The sequence below is a fragment of the Solibacillus sp. R5-41 genome (assembly GCF_002736105.1).
GTDB lineage: Bacteria > Bacillota > Bacilli > Bacillales_A > Planococcaceae > Solibacillus.
Genome location: NZ_CP024123.1, coordinates 2,654,399 through 2,671,494, shown reverse-complemented (window position 1 = coordinate 2,671,494; position 17,096 = coordinate 2,654,399). Strand labels below are relative to the sequence as shown.

16 protein-coding genes and 1 other annotated feature are annotated in these 17,096 nt (G+C 34.9%); of the genes, 14 read left to right on the top strand and 2 right to left on the bottom strand.

Features of this window, described 5'->3' with window-relative positions; all coding sequences use genetic code 11:
• Positions 1-59: 59 nt before the first annotated feature.
• Entirely contained in the window at positions 60-2,666 is a 2,607-nt protein-coding gene (locus tag CSE16_RS13175; RefSeq protein ID WP_099424323.1) for a cation-translocating P-type ATPase, read from the bottom strand.
• A gap of 242 nt (positions 2,667-2,908) precedes the next feature.
• Between CSE16_RS13175 and CSE16_RS13170 the strand changes: the two genes are divergently transcribed.
• From CSE16_RS13170 to CSE16_RS13160, 3 genes are all read left to right on the top strand, one after another.
• Positions 2,909-3,265 (top strand): DUF3139 domain-containing protein, encoded by a 357-nt coding sequence (locus CSE16_RS13170; protein WP_099424322.1) that lies wholly within the window; start codon positions 2,909-2,911, stop codon positions 3,263-3,265.
• 318 nt (positions 3,266-3,583) lie between these two features.
• On the top strand, positions 3,584-4,330 hold the full coding sequence (locus CSE16_RS13165; protein WP_099424321.1) for a VOC family protein: 747 nt from the start codon (positions 3,584-3,586) through the stop codon (positions 4,328-4,330).
• 285 nt (positions 4,331-4,615) lie between these two features.
• Positions 4,616-5,515 carry a LysR substrate-binding domain-containing protein gene (locus tag CSE16_RS13160; RefSeq protein ID WP_305849727.1) on the top strand — a complete coding sequence of 300 codons (900 nt, stop codon included), beginning with the start codon at positions 4,616-4,618 and terminating at the stop codon, positions 5,513-5,515.
• Between the two features lie 116 nt (positions 5,516-5,631).
• Here CSE16_RS13160 and CSE16_RS13155 read toward each other — a convergent pair whose 3' ends face one another.
• On the bottom strand, positions 5,632-6,621 hold the full coding sequence (locus tag CSE16_RS13155; RefSeq protein WP_099424319.1) for an aldo/keto reductase family protein: 990 nt from the start codon (positions 6,619-6,621) through the stop codon (positions 5,632-5,634).
• A gap of 707 nt (positions 6,622-7,328) precedes the next feature.
• Between CSE16_RS13155 and CSE16_RS13150 the strand changes: the two genes are divergently transcribed.
• The 11 genes from CSE16_RS13150 (at position 7,329) to CSE16_RS13100 (ending at position 17,041) form a co-directional block, all read left to right on the top strand.
• Positions 7,329-8,243: a helix-turn-helix transcriptional regulator gene (locus CSE16_RS13150; RefSeq protein WP_099424318.1), complete on the top strand. Its 915-nt coding sequence runs from the start codon at positions 7,329-7,331 to the stop codon at positions 8,241-8,243.
• Positions 8,244-8,335: 92 nt separating this feature from the next.
• Entirely contained in the window at positions 8,336-8,689 is a 354-nt protein-coding gene (locus CSE16_RS13145; RefSeq protein ID WP_099424317.1) for a hypothetical protein, read from the top strand.
• A 165-nt stretch (positions 8,690-8,854) separates the two neighbouring features.
• Positions 8,855-9,214, top strand: coding sequence for a YybH family protein (locus CSE16_RS13140; protein ID WP_099424316.1), 360 nt, complete (start codon positions 8,855-8,857; stop codon positions 9,212-9,214).
• Positions 9,215-9,753: 539 nt separating this feature from the next.
• On the top strand, positions 9,754-10,329 hold the full coding sequence (locus CSE16_RS13135; RefSeq protein WP_099424315.1) for a phosphoglycerate mutase family protein: 576 nt from the start codon (positions 9,754-9,756) through the stop codon (positions 10,327-10,329).
• Between the two features lie 127 nt (positions 10,330-10,456).
• Positions 10,457-11,598, top strand: a protein-coding gene (locus CSE16_RS13130; RefSeq protein WP_371514482.1) for an IS3 family transposase whose coding sequence is annotated in 2 segments (ribosomal slippage) — positions 10,457-10,730 and positions 10,730-11,598 — 1,143 coding nt in all. Because the reading frame shifts where the segments join, the coding sequence is not laid out codon by codon here.
• A 234-nt stretch (positions 11,599-11,832) separates the two neighbouring features.
• On the top strand, positions 11,833-12,378 hold the full coding sequence (locus CSE16_RS13125; RefSeq protein WP_099424314.1) for a cupin domain-containing protein: 546 nt from the start codon (positions 11,833-11,835) through the stop codon (positions 12,376-12,378).
• Positions 12,379-12,397: 19 nt separating this feature from the next.
• Positions 12,398-12,634 (top strand): GNAT family N-acetyltransferase, encoded by a 237-nt coding sequence (locus CSE16_RS13120; protein ID WP_371514659.1) that lies wholly within the window; start codon positions 12,398-12,400, stop codon positions 12,632-12,634.
• A 223-nt stretch (positions 12,635-12,857) separates the two neighbouring features.
• Positions 12,858-13,385 carry a hypothetical protein gene (locus CSE16_RS13115; RefSeq protein ID WP_099424312.1) on the top strand — a complete coding sequence of 176 codons (528 nt, stop codon included), beginning with the start codon at positions 12,858-12,860 and terminating at the stop codon, positions 13,383-13,385.
• A gap of 303 nt (positions 13,386-13,688) precedes the next feature.
• The gene (locus CSE16_RS13110; protein WP_099424311.1) at positions 13,689-14,192 is read left to right on the top strand and encodes a GNAT family N-acetyltransferase; all 504 of its coding nucleotides are present in this window, start codon (positions 13,689-13,691) and stop codon (positions 14,190-14,192) included.
• Between the two features lie 435 nt (positions 14,193-14,627).
• Positions 14,628-14,843: a binding site (T-box leader), on the top strand.
• Positions 14,844-14,964: 121 nt separating this feature from the next.
• Positions 14,965-16,245, top strand: coding sequence for a serine--tRNA ligase (serS, locus tag CSE16_RS13105; protein WP_099424310.1), 1,281 nt, complete (start codon positions 14,965-14,967; stop codon positions 16,243-16,245).
• Positions 16,246-16,606: 361 nt separating this feature from the next.
• Complete coding sequence (locus CSE16_RS13100) at positions 16,607-17,041, top strand: NUDIX hydrolase (protein WP_099424309.1); 435 nt, start codon at positions 16,607-16,609, stop codon at positions 17,039-17,041.
• Positions 17,042-17,096 lie beyond the last annotated feature (55 nt).

Here is a 17,096-nt window from a genome sequence, read left to right as displayed (position 1 = left end):
TTATTTTTTTCGTTATTTGTATAATGATTGCTCAAAATGGTGTTTGTTTCATTCTGCGATTATTTACTCCGAACGAACAGCAGCTTATACCATTGATTAACGAAAAATGGCATGACAGACAAGCAATAAATCAGACTTAATTGTGCTGAATTTAATGTAGCGACTTCAAACACACCGGTAAGCGATGGAATAAATAATACGACATGTAAACTTAATACACCGAGTAAAAATGCAACCCACGTATAAATATTCGAGAATAGCCCAATTGTGAAAATAGATTCTTTCGACCGAGAGTTGAAGCCATGGACAAGTCGTGACAAGCATAAGGTTGCAAAGGCCATTGTACTTGCTGTTAGGGTATCGCCCGTTGCTAAGCCCACTTCGAAAGCAATAATGGTTGCAATCGCAATTAGTAGCCCCTCGAGAATGACTTGTGTCGTAAATGCTTTATTTAATAATGGTGTGTGAATATTTCTTGGCTTGTCCTTCATCGCATTTTTATTATGCGGCTCTAAACCGATTGCAATGGCAGGCAAGCTATCCGTAAGTAGGTTAATAAATAGCAGATGAACGGGTGCAAAGGGAACGGATAAACCTAGTATCGTTGCATATAACACAACAAAAATCGCACCCGCATTCCCGGATAGTAAGAATAAAATCGCGTTTTTAATATTCGTATAAAGACTTCTGCCGTTCGAAATCGCTTTGACAATCGTTGAAAAATTATCATCGGTTAAAATCATGGCAGATGCATCTTTTGCTACCTCGGTACCGGTCATACCCATGGCTACACCGATATTCGCTTGCTTTAAGGCAGGGCCATCATTGACACCATCACCCGTCATCGCCACGACATTTCCTTTTTCTTGCCAAGCTTTTACAATACGGATTTTTTGCTCCGGTGTTACGCGGGCATAGACAGAAATATTTTCAACCAACTCTTGTAGTTGTTCATCAGTTAACCCTTCAATATCATGTCCTTCAATGGCTTCTGAAGGATCATTTAATAGCCCAATTTCTTTTGCAATCGCAGTCGCGGTTAATTTATGATCACCTGTAATCATGACAGGCTTTATCCCAGCATTGATACAGCTTTCAACCGCTTCTTTCGTCTCTTTTCTCGGAGGGTCCATCATCGCAATTAATCCGACGAAAATTAAATCCTGTTCGATTCTTTCGTCGATTATTTGATTGGCTCTCACTTCTTTGTATGCAATCGCGAGCACTCGGAGCCCATTCATTGAAAAGCCGCGATTGATGGCTTCGATTTTTTTACGCTGTTCATCTGTCATTGGAAGTGTACCGTTTGACGTCTCGATTTTCACAATTCGATTGAGTAGAACATCTAAAGCACCTTTTGTAATGAGGATATTTTTCTGTTCAAAGTGATTTACGGTACTCATGAGCTTCCTATCTGAATTAAAAGGTATTTCGGCTATTCTTGGGTAGCGATTTCTGACACGTAATTCATCGAAACCGTAGTGCTTGCCTAATTTCACAAGAGCAATTTCAGTCGGATCACCAATTTCTTTTTCATCTCTTTCCAACGCATCATTACATAAAACGGCTTTTAAAAGTAGATTTTTTTCCACCTTATTTTCTGTATGTAGTTGATCATATGGAACGACTCTTTGATCAACATATACTTGTAGCGCAATCATTTTATTTTCCGTTAATGTGCCTGTTTTGTCGGAACAAATAACCGATACACTGCCCAAACTTTCAACCGCATAGAGTTTACGGATAATGGCATTTTCCTTCGCCATTTTTTGAGTACCAAAGGCTAACACAATCGTAACAATTGAACTTAATGCTTCTGGAATGGCTGCTACCGCAAGTGAAACGGCAAACATGAACGAATCTCCTAATGCACGTCCTCGAAATAGGTCAATGAGGAAAATGCCTAAACAGATGAGCGTAATGCCTAAAGCTAATTTTTCCCCAAACTGATCGAGACTTACTTGAAGAGGGGTTTTCTTTTCCTTCGCTGTATCCATTAAATTGGCTATTTTGCCGATTTCCGTATCCATGCCAATCGCGGTCACAATAACTATGCCGCGCCCATTTGTAACGAAGCCGCCCGTGAATACCATATTTTTTTTATCCCCAGTTGTGATGCGGTCTTTCCTGATCGGATCCGTATTTTTCGCGACTGCTAATGATTCACCTGTTAAGGAACTTTCATTAACGTGCAAATTATAGCTTGCTAATAATCGACCATCTGCGTTGATGTAATCACCAGCATCCAAATAAAGCAAATCTCCAACTACGATATCTTTTGAAGGAATTTCGATAATTTGTTTGTTTCGCATCACTTTAGCGACGGAGGAGGCCAACGCCTTTAGCTTGTCCAATGACTGTTCTGCCTTCACATGCTGCACTGTGCCAAGGATGGCATTTAAAATAATGACTACGAGTATAACAATCGTACTTTCTACTTCACCTAATAGAAATGAAATAACAGCGGCAACCATTAAAATAATGACTAATAAATCTTTAAACTGTCCAAAGAAAACGGCCAGCGTACTTGTCCTTTTTCCTTCAATCAATTGATTATAACCGTTTACTTCTTGCCTTTTGAGGACGTCATAATTATACAAACCTTGATTGGACACGTTCAATTTCTTCATGACTTCATCTGTTGTTTGTTTATGATATGCGACCATTCGATTCCCCTTTCAGTGTGTGATGATGTGTGGATCAAGTTGAAATTCCTTAAAAATAGCAATGGAAGATGAACTTCTACATTTTGCTCTTTAATCTACTTCACTCTCATAATACTCAAACTAGTACAATACTATTCCTAGATTTGTAATGTTGAAATGTAGATTTTGAAATATTTGATAGTTGATTCGATGTTATTATAATCGTTTATGTATGGATATTTTGGACAAGGAGAGAGATAGGAATGAAAAAAGGATTGATGCTGGCCTTTGCAGCAATTGCTATTATATTTGGAATAATGTTTAGTATGATAAATGTCTTAAACTCTTCTGAACCGGAGTATGATCCTGTGATAATTCGTTCTACGGAAGAACAGGTCAAGGGATTTTTGGTGCAAGAAAAGGCCTATTCTGAAAATGAAATACAAAAGATTGAATCTAAAAAGAAGGCAAAAACTTCGGATGACTCTGCATCAGGGTATGAGGTAGAGGTGATATTTTCGGATGAGCCAAAAGCAATCTATTATTATCAAGTAGATACAGATAAAGTGGAACAAATAGGAATCACTGGGTCAGCAATTAAGCATAGGGAAATTAAATGAATAAGTTTAGGATGAAATGTGAAAAAGCAACAATCTCGAGAGGAGATAATGTTGCTTTTTCATTAGGTAAAGTTCCTATTGTTAAATAAAAAGCATAACCATAACCATATTTGAAAACCTTTCCACTAAATTGTTAAAATTAATTTTAACTCTCTTATTCAACTAACGGGGCAAATTAGTTCAATAAGAAGAAATGGATTTCTGTTAACATGAACTGGCAAATTTATTTAAATTTGGAACTTTTATTTGGTTCGAACGTATTCAAATAAAGGGCAGATTAATGACGTAAAATCTAAACACATAATGGAGGGGCATTATTTGAAGGTTGACCATTTAGTTGTAAATGTTGATAGTTTTGTACAAGAAGATGAAAGTTTTATTAAGAAAGTTCACTCTTTAGGTCTTCCATATGAACCGAAATGGGGAAAGGGTACAAAAGGATTTAAAGTATCGAACATTTGGATTGGGAATGAATACTTTGAATTGATTAAAATCAAATCAAAAGATGGTGGGGGTTGGATAGAAAGTTGGACTGAGGACTATCATAGTGGGCATAGGGGACTTATTGGTTTTGCACTAGAAGTAGATGATATTGAAGCAACCTATCAGAAGCTTATTAGACAGAACATTCAAGTATCCACGCCAGAACCTTTAAAATTCAAATGGTTCTTTAAACTACTAAATAAGACAATGCCATGGAAAAATTCATATTTACCTAAATTTGAAGGAATGCCTTTTCAATTTTTCTTACAACAGCTTAATGATGAAAAAAGTAAAGCATTTATGCAAAAATATATGGTACCGAATAGTAGAGAAAAGAATATTAATGGCATATTAGAAGTAAAGATATATGGCACATTGACAGATAAAGACAAAAATATAATAAAAGTACTTTTTCAAGATTATATAATAAAAGATAGTACAATCACTGTTTCTCTTGGTAGACAAATTATTTCTTTTGTGGAATCCAAAAAACATTCAGTTGAAGTATTATTGGACTGTGAGAATGAAGAAAAATCAACTAAACAAATTGAGATAGGAAACATACTAATTAAAAATAATTAACCATGGTTGTTTTCATACAATTGTCTTCTTATTCAACTAAAAAGTGCAAGAGTTTAAGATCCAGCTGCCGAATCCAAAGGCGGCTATTCGAATAATGAACCATTTCAGGATAAGAATTGAACATAAACTTTCCCTTCTTCAAATATAGAAGAATTTAATTCTAATAAACGGGGGCTTTACTACAATAAGGAGTAGAGCCTTTTTTTCTTGATTATAAAATTGGCATATTATGTTATAGTGGGTTTGTGTAATCACGTACTGGATTTTTAGAAGGGGTGCATGAAAATAGATATTAGGAAAATTCGATATTTCATAATGGTGGCAGAAGAATTGAATTTTAGTCGTGCAGCAGAACGTCTTAGGATGGCACAACCTCCTCTAAGCCAAGAAATCCGTAAATTAGAAGAAGAATTGGGAGTTCAACTTTTTCATCGAACAAAAAGAATGGTTGAACTTACGGATGCTGGGAAGATATTTTTAGAAGGATCGCAACAAACACTGTTTCAATTAGAAAGAACGATAGAAGAAACACAACTTGCAGCTGAAGGAAAAATAGGGAACTTAATAATTGGTTTTGTCGATTCCACAGAAGTCGTTATAGAAGTTCTTAATAAATTTCGAGAACGCTTTCCTAAAATCCATCTTATATTACGAGAAATGACAACGGAGCAGCAACTAAAGGCACTCTATGAGAAACAAATTCACATTGGATTTATTCGTTCTAAGCAGAACAACGAGATACTATCTTCTGAAGTTTGTTCGGAGGAAACTTTAAGATTGGTTTTACATCAAGATCACCCATTCGCATCACTGTCTGAAATTCCACTCCAATTGTTAATTGGTGAACCATTTATTTTGTTTCCGCGTCATTTGGGTTCAAATTTTTATGATTTAATCATTAGCTACTTTAGGGATCATGGTGTAAATTTAAATGTTGTTCAAGAAGCTGTTCAAATGCATACTATTGTTAATTTAGTTGCAACAGGAATGGGAGTTTCTGTCGTTCCATCGTCGGTGGAAAGTTATAAACGTCCTGGAGTTATCTATAAAAAAATCCAAGAGACGACACCAAAAGTAAATTTATATGTTGGATGGAGACAAGATGGAAAATCTGCAATAGTTGATCATTTCTTGACAGTTGTTAGAGAGGTGTATTCGGTTTTACAACTTAATCACCAAGAATAAAAGCCCATCCGGATGGGATGGGTAGTAAAATATCACAAAGGAAGAATTCAATTTTAGCATTAAGGTAAGGCTACAAAGATTTTGTATATATTTCTAGTTAAGTCTCGTGCAAAAAATTAACCCGTTTTACTCGGATCGTATTCAACGAAACCATCTAGTACTTTGTCAATCTGCATCATTATTTCAGGCTCTAGTTTGACACCAGAAGCTAACGCATTCTCTCTTACCTGTTCCGGACTTGAGGCCCCAATAATTGCTGAGGAAACATTCTGGTTTTGTAATACCCAAGCTACTGCGAGTTGAGCGAGGGTCAGATCAATTTCTTGTGCGATGGGTTTGAGGTTCTGAATAGCAGTGAGAACATTGTCGTTCATCCAACGTTGTGCAAGTTTATGAAAAAATGGTTTGCCAGCAGGAGAGTTAGCGCGTGATTGAGTTGGTATTGGTTTTTGGGGTAGATATTTTCCAGTGAGAACACCTTGTGCTAAAGGCGACCATACTACTTGTCCGAGCCCCTCACGTTGACAGGTTGGTATCACATCGCTTTCGATAACTCTCCACAACATTGAATACTGGGGTTGGCTAGCAATGAGCGGAATATTCAATTCCCGTGAAAGTGCTGCACCACGGGTGATTTGTTCTGCTGTCCACTCACTTACCCCGATATAAAGCACTTTACCTTGTCTTACAAGATCTGCGAAAGCTAACATCGTCTCTTCAAGAGGAGTAGTTGGATCAAATCTGTGTGCATAATAGACATCAATATAGTCGGTCTGTAACCTACGCAAAGATGCATTACAATTTTCTAGAATATGTTTTCGTGATAATCCCTTATCGTTTTGCCCATTCCCAGTGGGATGGCATACCTTTGTGCATAGTTCAATGCTCTCACGTCTTATACCTTTTAAAGAACGGCCTAGAATTTCTTCAGCTTTAGTGTCTGAATAAACATCAGCGGTATCGAATGTTGTTATACCGACATCTAGTGCTGCTTTTACACAATCAATTGCAGTATCTTCATCTATTTTACCCCCATGATTTATCCAGTTTCCGTATGCAATCTTGCTTATTGATAATCCACTATTGCCAAGTTTATTAAACTCCATTTTAGTTCCTCCTTTAATAATGATATCTTCATTATAAAGACCAGATATTAATGTGGATAATATATTATTAATAAGCAATTAATATAAAAAATATATAAGACTACGGCTTCCTTTTGTGTATTCTGAAGTTTGTAAGTCTGTTGGGTATGACCATATCGTTAGAATACCTAAGTTTTGATGAACTAAAGTTAAATTTGTTATTGTTCTTAAGTTGATGGGCTATTGGTAGTACCCCAATAAGTAATGAAACTTATATAAACTACAAAATTTGATTAATAAAAATAACGCATAAACTTTCCAAAAGGAAAATTAATGCTTTACTTCTCAACGTTTCTTGTACAACTAACGAAGCAGAATTTCTTAGTAGGAATAATATATAAAACCAATATGGGCTATTGGGGCACTATTGATGTGGAGATTCGTTTCTAAAAACAAATTAAAAAATACTTCTTATTTTAAAATTGTATTGAGTAACTCTCTGCTTTGGTTAACTATCCCTATCGGTTTAATGTTTGCGGTTCAATTTGAATAAGAAAATTGGGGAAAAGATGAAGAAGAAGGGTTTTAGGGAATGGTATTGAATAAGTTAATATATGTAAATTATAACTTGAATGCGATATGTCAATAAAGAAAATTTATGCCATAACATAATTATCGAAATCAACTTTGTATCGAACACTTGATAAAAGAAAAAATAGGAGAAACTTATGAAAATAGAGCGCTTATTAAAAATTATATTTATTTTATTGAACAAACAAAAAGTAACAGCTGAGGAAGTTGCCAAACATTTGGCTGTCTCAACCCGAACAGTTTATCGAGATATGGATACTCTATCACTTGCCGGATTCCCAATATATGCGGAACGGGGAAATTTCGGGGGATATCGCCTAATCGAAGGTTATTATTTTCCGCATAGTTACTTTACAGAAGAAGATTTACGTCTAATCAAGGAAACACTAACGAGTACGATGACTTTACATACTGACAAGCCATTACAGAATATCCTTGCAAAAATAACCTTACTTAATGAGTCCAAAACAGAAAATTCAATTGATTTTTCTTTCTTAAATAACAAAGACGGAGTTAAGGTAACCGATATTCGACAAGCGATTAAAGATAAAAAGTGTCTTACTTTTTCTTATGCAAAAAAAGAACAGCTTGAAACTAAAAAAGTAAAACCAATTCAAGTATTCTTCTATCATTTGAGTTGGTACATGTTCGGTTGGCCAGAAAATGAGACGAAACCAAAATTTTATCGTTTATCCCGAATACATGAACTCAACGTTGGTAATGCGGTATTTACCGAATCCTTCGAACACTTAGACGGTTATCAGGAATTTTCAAATTGGATGAAATCATTAGAATCAGAAATAGTTAAAATCGAATTAATTTTACGATTCCCTCTAACCAGTTCTCAAGAAGTGTTTGATTCATTTCCCGAGACAAACATTGATAAAAGTAGCGTTGACCATTTACTAGTTAGAATTTCTTATCCTGATGAAGAGTGGGTTGTAAAGTTAATTCTTAGTTTTGGATCCCAGGTCGAAGTTCTTTCGCCCAAGAGTTTTAAAAATAAAATAATGGCTCAAATAGAAAAGATGACTCGAATTTATTTTACCTAACTTGACAATTAGTTGTCAGGTTAGCGATGGTAAATTATGTTTAAGAGTTGTTACTAACTCCACAAATTTTAACGAAAGAAGATGAAATAACTATGGTACTGAAAAGCGACTTAAATCTTTTAAAGTGGACAGAAACGGAACCCGTTCATTCCATTACTCAAGCAACAGCTGAATATTCAATCGAAGGAGAATTTAATGGAATATTGCATTCAAACTATACGATTTTTTATTCGGAATATAATAAAGAAGATATCCATAAATCAACATCAACTTTTATTGGATACAGCTTTTTTGAAAGTTCAGATAATAAGGTGGTTGATAGTATGTTCTTTGAAGAAAAAGGAATCTTTGCTGAAGGCGTCACTTCTGGAGAGTTGAAAAGTAAGATGGCCAATGGAAATTATTTTTTAGAACAAGGAAAAATGATCATCACAATAGAAAAATAGAATAGTTAAAACTGAACCCGAACAACTTTGAGTATTATTTAAATGTTGTTCTGGTTTCTATTGGATTCTCTATACAAATGATACACTGACCCCTAGTAGTGCATACGGGTGCTTAGTTAAACAAGACCATCATTTCAATGGTCTATTTGATAGGAGGGTATAAAATTGAAGGTATTATATAATTACATCCAGGCAACAAACACTCATAAATTTGATGAAGTTAAAAAATTCCTTCATCCTAATGCTGTTTATTTCTTCTCAGATCGAAATTGTACAACTCACGAAGAAATACAGACATATTTTGAAAATGCATGGTCAATTGTTAAAAATGAAAACTATGAAGCACAAGAAGTGCACTGGCTTTTCACAGCAAATAACTCAGCAACTTGTACTTATACCTATTTCTATGAAGGCTTTGTCAATGATAAATATGTAAGCGGCAAAGGAAGGGCAACAAATGTCTTCGTCAAAGAATCCGATGTCTGGCTTTTAATTCACGAGCATTTAAGTCCCTTACCCAAATAATTTTTAAAAGAGAGACGTTATAAGGGAAATTTTCACTAATTGGATAGTCATTCCCAGAAATCGTCACCAGTACAAATTATTAAAGAGATATTAACATGTTACTACTTCTTATTGAACAGAGGGAGTGCTTTAGTTGAAGAACATTTATTTGAATAGGCAGCTCTTTTTTCTTATTGAACTAAAACAGCAGGTTAGTTCATTATCAAAAGCCTGCATTATAGGTAGAAATGGGTGGTAAACATGAAAACAAGAACATTACGGTTAAAAGTCGGACTAATTCTCTTGAGTATGTTTCAAGTCTATACAATTTTGACTAATTGGGGCGAGGACACGCGAGGAACAATCATTGCCAGTATAATTTTAGTAGGGTGTATATTATTGCTGATGACAGACGTATTTTATAGAAGCGCCAATCGAAATAACCATTCAAAATAAAACGAAGGTTCTTCACATTGTATAAAATGGACACTAGGTTGTATTTCAACTAACAGGGCAGTTAAGTTTAAGAAAGGTATTACATTATGAGGAGTGATGATTAGGTGGACCTGGTATTTATTCGTCATGGTCAAGGAGAACATACATTAGATATACCAAAAAGTTTACAGATAAAAGATCCTTCATTAACACCTGAGGGAGAAAAACAAGCGAAATTGTTAAGAAATCTATTCCCTTTAACTAATGATGATATTTTAATCATTAGTCCTATTAGAAGAACCCTGCAAACCGCATTCATTTGGAGTGAAAATATAGATTGTCGTAAGATTGTAAGTCCCTTGGTTTCTCCTCGAATGTTTCCTATATTTCCAGATAAAAATACATTGCCTTGTGATAAAATAATTGATTTAGAAATAATCCATAGAGATTTTTCAACTTTCAAAATTGAAACCAATGTTCTCCAAGATATATGGTCCAATGGAATAAATGTTATGCCTGAAAATGAATTCATAAAAATTGCAGAAGATTTTATTATGAATTGCAAGCTGTTACAAAAAGAAAAGATTTATATAGTTTCCCACGATGGTACCATAACCGCATATCGTCAATTAATTTCAGGTCAGAGTTTATCTAGAAAAGATTTCCCACTAGAAACAGGATGGTTTCAAATTACTTGTTGAACTAACGGGGGCTTACTTGAAGATCATTGAGTTGGGCACTGACCTAATAACATGAGACAAATAAAAACACCTTTCATTGAATAACGGGGACTTAAACCTGAAATAATCAATGTGGAGGTGTTTTTTTATGGGAACAAGAGTCAGTTATCCAGTAGAAGTGAAAATGAAGGCAATTGAAATGCGATTGGCTAACGTACCGGTAAAAGAAGTAATGGAAGAATTGGACATTCGAAACTATACGCAGTTGAAGCGATGGATGCATTGGTATCGAAATGGTGAAATGCACCGTCTTAAACAACCAGTTGGTAAACAATATGCTTTCGGCAAAGGACCGGAATTTGAAAGCGAGACAGCCAAGCTACAGGCAGAGAATTTGGAGTTGAAACAACAGATTGAAGTTTTAAAAAAGTACGCGGAATTGGAAGGGAAGTGGCGCCAAAAGTAGTACTTCAATTAGTTGAAGAATTAAAAGATGTTATGCCAATTGGTGAAATCTGTCGTCATTTAGGCGTAGGTCGCTCGTCATACTATCGTTGGAGAAAGGATGTGGATCAATCCACTCAAAAGGAGATTCGAGATCAGCAGATTGGCGACTTGTGCAAACAGAATAAATTTCGATATGGTTATCGAAAGATTGCTAATCTGTACCCAGGAGTTTGTAGGAAGACTGTGCAGCGTGTTATGCAAAAATATGGTTGGCAATGTAAAGTAAAGGTGAAGAAACGAAAGCGTACCGGACAGCCGGCATACGTTGCACCGAATTTATTAGCACGCGATTTTACAGCATCTAAGCCCATGGAGAAGCTAGTCACGGATATTACGTACTTGCCTTTTGGTCAATCGATGATGTATCTTTCTAGTATTCTCGATGTCTACAATGGCGAAATTGTGGCACAAACTACTGGTATCAAACAAGACACTGATTTTGTGTTGGATACGCTCTATCAATTGCCTAAGCTACCAGAAGGATGCATTCTGCATAGTGACCAAGGTTCCGTTTATACATCCTATGCTTATCAAAAAGCAGCCAAAGAAAAAGGAATTACCATGAGCATGTCCCGCAAAGGCACGCCAGCTGATAATTCCCCAATCGAATCGTTTCATTCCACGCTAAAGTCTGAAACGTTTTATCTCGACGATATCTATCGCACAACGAATGCACGTGTGATACAGATTGTCGAAGAATACATTACTTATTATAATAATATCCGTATTCAAACGAAACTAAACAGCCAATCGCCGGTTCAATACCGTCAATTGGCTGCATAAAAGGGTGTTTTATTCTTGTCTCAAAAAGGGTAGTCAGTGCCTTGCATAGGCAGCTCTTTTTTCTTATTGAACTAACGAAGCAGGTTAGTTGATTAAGGGATTAGAAATAATAATGAATTTTACAAATTTTCAAAGAGGAAAATTGGCATTAAAAAAATGATTGATAATTCATCCGTTAGCATGATTTATAGTCAGGATAACCAATTTATAATATTATAAATGAGGTGATTATATATGTTAGATTTAAGAGAGTTAATGAAATCGGAAACTAAATTTAAAAAGATTTGGGAAAGTCCTTGTAAAAATCATCGTGTTCTGTACTTTCAGATCAATAATGAAGACAATGGAATTGAAGCACATTTTCACCCTTATGGAGAAGATCATGCATTTATTATAGAAGGAGAATTGACTTATGATGTTTCATTTAAAGAGCAGATAGTTGCTAAAAAAAGTGACCTTGTCTTTGGATGGACAAACTATGTGCATGGTTATCATAATTTCAACGAAAAGCCTTTACATATTTTAGTTTTTGCCACACCCCAAAATAATTTATCAGTGTATGATCAAAGTAAACTGCCTATACAAAATGATGATAATATTAGAATAATTGAAAAGTTGCCAAAAGCAGAAAACCTCGCTTCAAATAGATTGATTTTTTCTTCCGTGCCTCCAAAAGATTTTTCTAACACTCTTATAATCGATCTTGAAAGTCAAAAGATAGAATATACTCAGTGCGAAATGGATAATAATAACAATAATTTGTATATAACGTTCAAATAACCTATACAATAGATGTGGAATTATTCCCCTCACGCAAAGGCCGCCATATTTAGAGAATTTAGAAGGTATTGAAGCCTATATTTTAAATATGTATACCCTCCCTGCATTTCGCGGGTATGGTTTGGCAAAAGTTTTACTTATCCACTGTATTGATGAAAGTAGAGAAAGAGGAGTTAAACCAATTTGGTTACAAGCTTCTGAAAGTGGAGCACCTTTGTATAAAAAAATGGATTTAAAAATAAGAAAAGTGAAATAATTATTACTATAAATCGTTTAGTTATTGAACTAACCGGGGATATAGTACAACAAGCATTTCAAAAACTTTCTCAAACGACGCTTTGGGTGTTTTTTTTCAACTAACGAAGTAGTGTTGTTTAATAAGCAGTAATGGATTTATGTAAAATTTTAATTAATATTGGAATAAATATTTATACCGCTTGTACTTAAATTAATAGTTGAGTGGAAAGGAGGCTGAATAAATGCGTATAGAAAGAGTCTTACCAATTTTTATCTGTTTATTTTTTTTAGTAGCGTGTGATGACAAAGAGGATGACATCTCAATTAACGAAAAGACAAATGAGGTGAATGATATACATGTAGTAGATGATATTTCAACTAATGAAAAGAAAAATGAAGTGAATGGTATACAAATAGAAAAAGGACTTTTGGATGAAAAACATTGGTTTTATACAGAAAATATAGATGTACGTTATGAAGATATACCAATGGTTAAGGGAACGTTTTATCATACATTTACTGTAGATGAAGAAATAGAAGACTTCACCGCAATATCCGTTATTCAAAATAAAGGTCGGGATACATTTGATTGGACGATTTATGACCAAGACGGTTCGATTTGGGTGAAAGGTATTTTAGAGCCAGGGCATATTGTTACAGCAAATTTAGAAAAATATCGCCATCTAGCCAAGGAGGAATATGCATTCGCCATTACCACTAAAAACGGAGGAGATGGATCTTTTGATCTTGCATTTAAACTTTCAAATTAAATAAAGATTTCCGAAATAAGGCGCGATTGTTAAATTAGCGTCTCGGTTCTTATTGAACTAACGAAGCAGTTTAGTTGAACAAGAAAACAGTTAGCAGAGAAACATTTTTTGATTACTGGAAAAGTTTACAAGATATTTATAGAATGATAAACTTTATTAACCATTTAATATTGGATTGCATAGTATTATGCCTCCTTTATTTTGGATTAAATGTAATGGGAGTAGCTGCCAATAACATATACCTATTTTTAAATTTGTTTTTGTATATAAAATGACGTACAAAATTATGATAGGAGTGTAATGATGATTGAGCTAGACACAGAAAGATTAAGATTAATTCCACTGAGTGCAGAAAATCTAAGATTGCTAATAGATAACCCAAAGAAAATGGAACAAAGGTTATCTTTAATTGACTCAGATAGATTTCTTAGTCCAGAACTTAAACAAGCTATGGAAGTAAGACTTTCAAAATTGTTAGGCGATGAGGAAAATTATATTTGGTATACAAATTGGTTAATCGTGTCGAAAGATAAAAACTGTAGTGTTGGTGGAATAATGTTAAAAGGGCTTCCAAATGAAAATGGTGAAGTAGTAATAGGTTACTATACGCTCCCTGAATATCAAGGAAACGGCTATATGACGGAAACTATTAATAATTTGAAAAGCTGGTTGTTAAATCAGTCCGATGTTATGTACGTTATTGCTGATACTGATAAAGATAATATTCCATCGCACAGAGTCTTAGAAAAATCAGGGGCGGAAATGTATAAAGAAACAGAAGAACTATACTTTTGGAGATTTGTCTAAAAAGGTTCCTTGAAGTATTTAAAAAAGAGACATCGTTTTATAATGATGTCACTTTTTTTAGGATTAGTACAATGTTAATCAATAGAGTGGCAAATCCTTCTTCAACTAACGGGGGCTTTACTTGAAGATCATTGAGTTGCTTATGCAGCTCTTTTTTCTTATTGAACTAACGGAGCAGGTTAGTTCAATAAGAAAAATGGACATTTGATAATTTTACATAGAAATTTATTTAAAATTGGAGCTATTATTCGTTTCAAACGTATTAAAGTAAAGGACATGAGGGGAAAATTATCTTAGCGCGAAATTGTCATTTATTGGGTTGTGCATTTCATCCGGAATTAACCGGTGATTCAATAATTTGGTATATTTTGTATCATATGGTATTACTTGCAAAATCTGTTTTCATATAGTACAGTATGGTTAATATTTAAATAACTGAACACGATGATGGGAAGTAGTAGCAAGCACGTTTTTTTTAGAGAGTCAGCGGTTGGTGGAAGCTGATAGAAGCACTTGTGAATCCGTCCTGGAGTTGCACAGTCGAAGTAATGTAAGTAGGCTGTAGCCGGCTGAAATGCCGTTATGAAATAAGTGGATTAGGTATATGCCTAATCAATTAGGGTGGCAACGCGGGTAGCTCTCGTCCCTTTTAGGGATGGGGGCTTTTTTGTGTTTATTTTGATTCAAAACGGAGCTATTCGAGTTTAGCTTGCAACGCAATTACACTAAGACTTAATGGATGCAATGTCATTAAACTACTGGAGGTATGACTATGTTAGATATTAAACGCGTACGCGATAATTTCGCCGAAATTAAAGAAATGCTATTAACACGTAATGAAGATTTAGGCAACTTAGATAACTTTGAGGATTTAGATGCAAAGCGTCGTGAGTTAATTGCTAAAACAGAAGAATTAAAAGCAGAACGAAATAAAGTATCTGAACATATTTCAATTATGAAACGCAACAAGGAAAATGCAGATGAAGTTATTGCTCGTATGCGTCAAGTAGGCAATGAAATTAGTGAGCTAGATGTTCAACTAAATGATGTTGAAGAGCGCTTTAAAGATATGATGATGCGCTTGCCAAACATTCCACACGAATCTGTACCAGTAGGGACAACAGAAGACGACAATGTAGAAGAATATACTTGGGGTGAAATTCCAACTTTTGATTTTGACATTAAAGCACACTGGGATCTTGCTACAGATTTGAAGATTGTTGACTTTGAACGAGGAACAAAAGTAACAGGTAGCCGTTTCTTATTCTACCGCGGGCTTGGAGCACGTTTAGAACGTGCATTAATGACTTTTATGATGGATTTACATGCAGAGGAGCATGGTTATGAGGAAATGCTACCACCTGTCATTGTTAACCGTGATAGCTTGACGGGTACTGGAAATCTTCCTAAATTTGAAGAAGATGTATTTAAATTAGAGGAAACAGATTATTTCATGATTCCAACGGCAGAGGTACCTGTAACAAACTTCTATCGTGATGAAATTTTACTGGCTGAGGCTTTACCACAAGGATTTGCTGCCTATAGTACGTGCTTCCGTTCAGAAGCGGGATCTGCAGGTCGTGATACACGTGGTTTAATCCGTCAACATCAGTTCAACAAAGTAGAACTAGTTCGCTTTGTAAAACCAGAGGAATCATACGAACAATTAGAGCTATTAACAAATCATGCGGAAAAAGTATTGCAATTACTAGGCTTACCATATCGTAAGCTAAAAATGTGTACCGCTGATTTAAGTTTTGCTTCAGCGAAGAAATATGATTTAGAAGTTTGGATTCCTGCACAAAACATGTACCGTGAAATTTCTTCTTGCTCTAACTTTGAGGATTTCCAAGCTCGACGAGCGAATATCCGCTTCCGTCGTGAGCCAAATGCAAAACCAGAATTTGTTCATACATTAAACGGTTCAGGTCTTGCCATTGGTCGTACAGTTGCCGCTATCCTAGAAAACTATCAACAAGCTGATGGAAGCGTAGTAATTCCTGAAGTTTTAAGACCATACATGGGTGGTAAAGAAATAATTGCACCAAAATAAATAACGGGTAAAAGGTATTTTAGATATCCTTTAACAGTTAATTGTATTGCCTTTTTATCGATTTACAGGTGCTTTTAATTGTATCGGGTGGTGAAAACACCTTGGAATTGAAAAAATGCTTTATTTCTTAAAGGAAATTTAGCAGGACTAAAAAAGATGTTACTATAATCAAGGATGGGTTGCATTAGAAAAAAATTAGAAATGACATTTTGCAGCTCTTTCGCATTTTCCACTATTCCGCAATCGGGCGCGATTGTTTAATAAGCGACTCAGTTCTTCTTGAACTAACGCAGCAGGTTAGTTCAATAAGATTTTTTACACGGAAGGTTATTTTGTAGTTGGTATTCTCAGGGGGGATTATGTGTATCCAAAAGCAAAAACTTTAGGAATAATAATGAGAAATAATAAAATTCTTTTAGAAGAACAAGAGGGAAAGCATTCAAAGGGAACTGGTATATATTATCGACCAATTGGTGGGACAATTGAACTTGGTGAGAAGTCTAGTGATACTATTAAGAGAGAATACATTGAAGAAATAGCAGTGGATATAGAGATTAACCGTTATATGGGCTGTTTAGAAAACATCTTTAGAATAGACGGAAATATAGGTCACGAAATAATTCAGATTTATTTGGTGGAATTTAAAGACCAAAATCTGTACCAAAAAGAAAATTTTAAAGTTGTAGAAGGAAGAAAAACTACATTCACAAAATGGATTTCCTTAGAAGAAATTATTGATGGTAAGAAGATACTTTTTCCCAACGGTCTAATTGAATTATTACAGAAAAATATTTAACTTTCTTATTCAACTAACGGGGGCTTTACTTGAAGATCATTGAGTTGCATATGCA

Bases quoted from the DNA above. Each gene is read 5' to 3' on its own strand.
- CSE16_RS13175 (WP_099424323.1), bottom strand. From the start codon at position 2,666: ATGGTCGCATATCATAAACAAACAACAGATGAAGTCATGAAGAAATTG.
- CSE16_RS13170 (WP_099424322.1), top strand. From the start codon at position 2,909: ATGAAAAAAGGATTGATGCTGGCCTTTGCAGCAATTGCTATTATATTT.
- CSE16_RS13155 (WP_099424319.1), bottom strand. From the start codon at position 6,621: ATGGAGTTTAATAAACTTGGCAATAGTGGATTATCAATAAGCAAGATT.
- CSE16_RS13150 (WP_099424318.1), top strand. From the start codon at position 7,329: ATGAAAATAGAGCGCTTATTAAAAATTATATTTATTTTATTGAACAAA.
- CSE16_RS13145 (WP_099424317.1), top strand. From the start codon at position 8,336: ATGGTACTGAAAAGCGACTTAAATCTTTTAAAGTGGACAGAAACGGAA.
- CSE16_RS13125 (WP_099424314.1), top strand. From the start codon at position 11,833: ATGTTAGATTTAAGAGAGTTAATGAAATCGGAAACTAAATTTAAAAAG.
- CSE16_RS13115 (WP_099424312.1), top strand. From the start codon at position 12,858: ATGCGTATAGAAAGAGTCTTACCAATTTTTATCTGTTTATTTTTTTTA.
- CSE16_RS13110 (WP_099424311.1), top strand. From the start codon at position 13,689: ATGATTGAGCTAGACACAGAAAGATTAAGATTAATTCCACTGAGTGCA.
- serS (WP_099424310.1), top strand. From the start codon at position 14,965: ATGTTAGATATTAAACGCGTACGCGATAATTTCGCCGAAATTAAAGAA.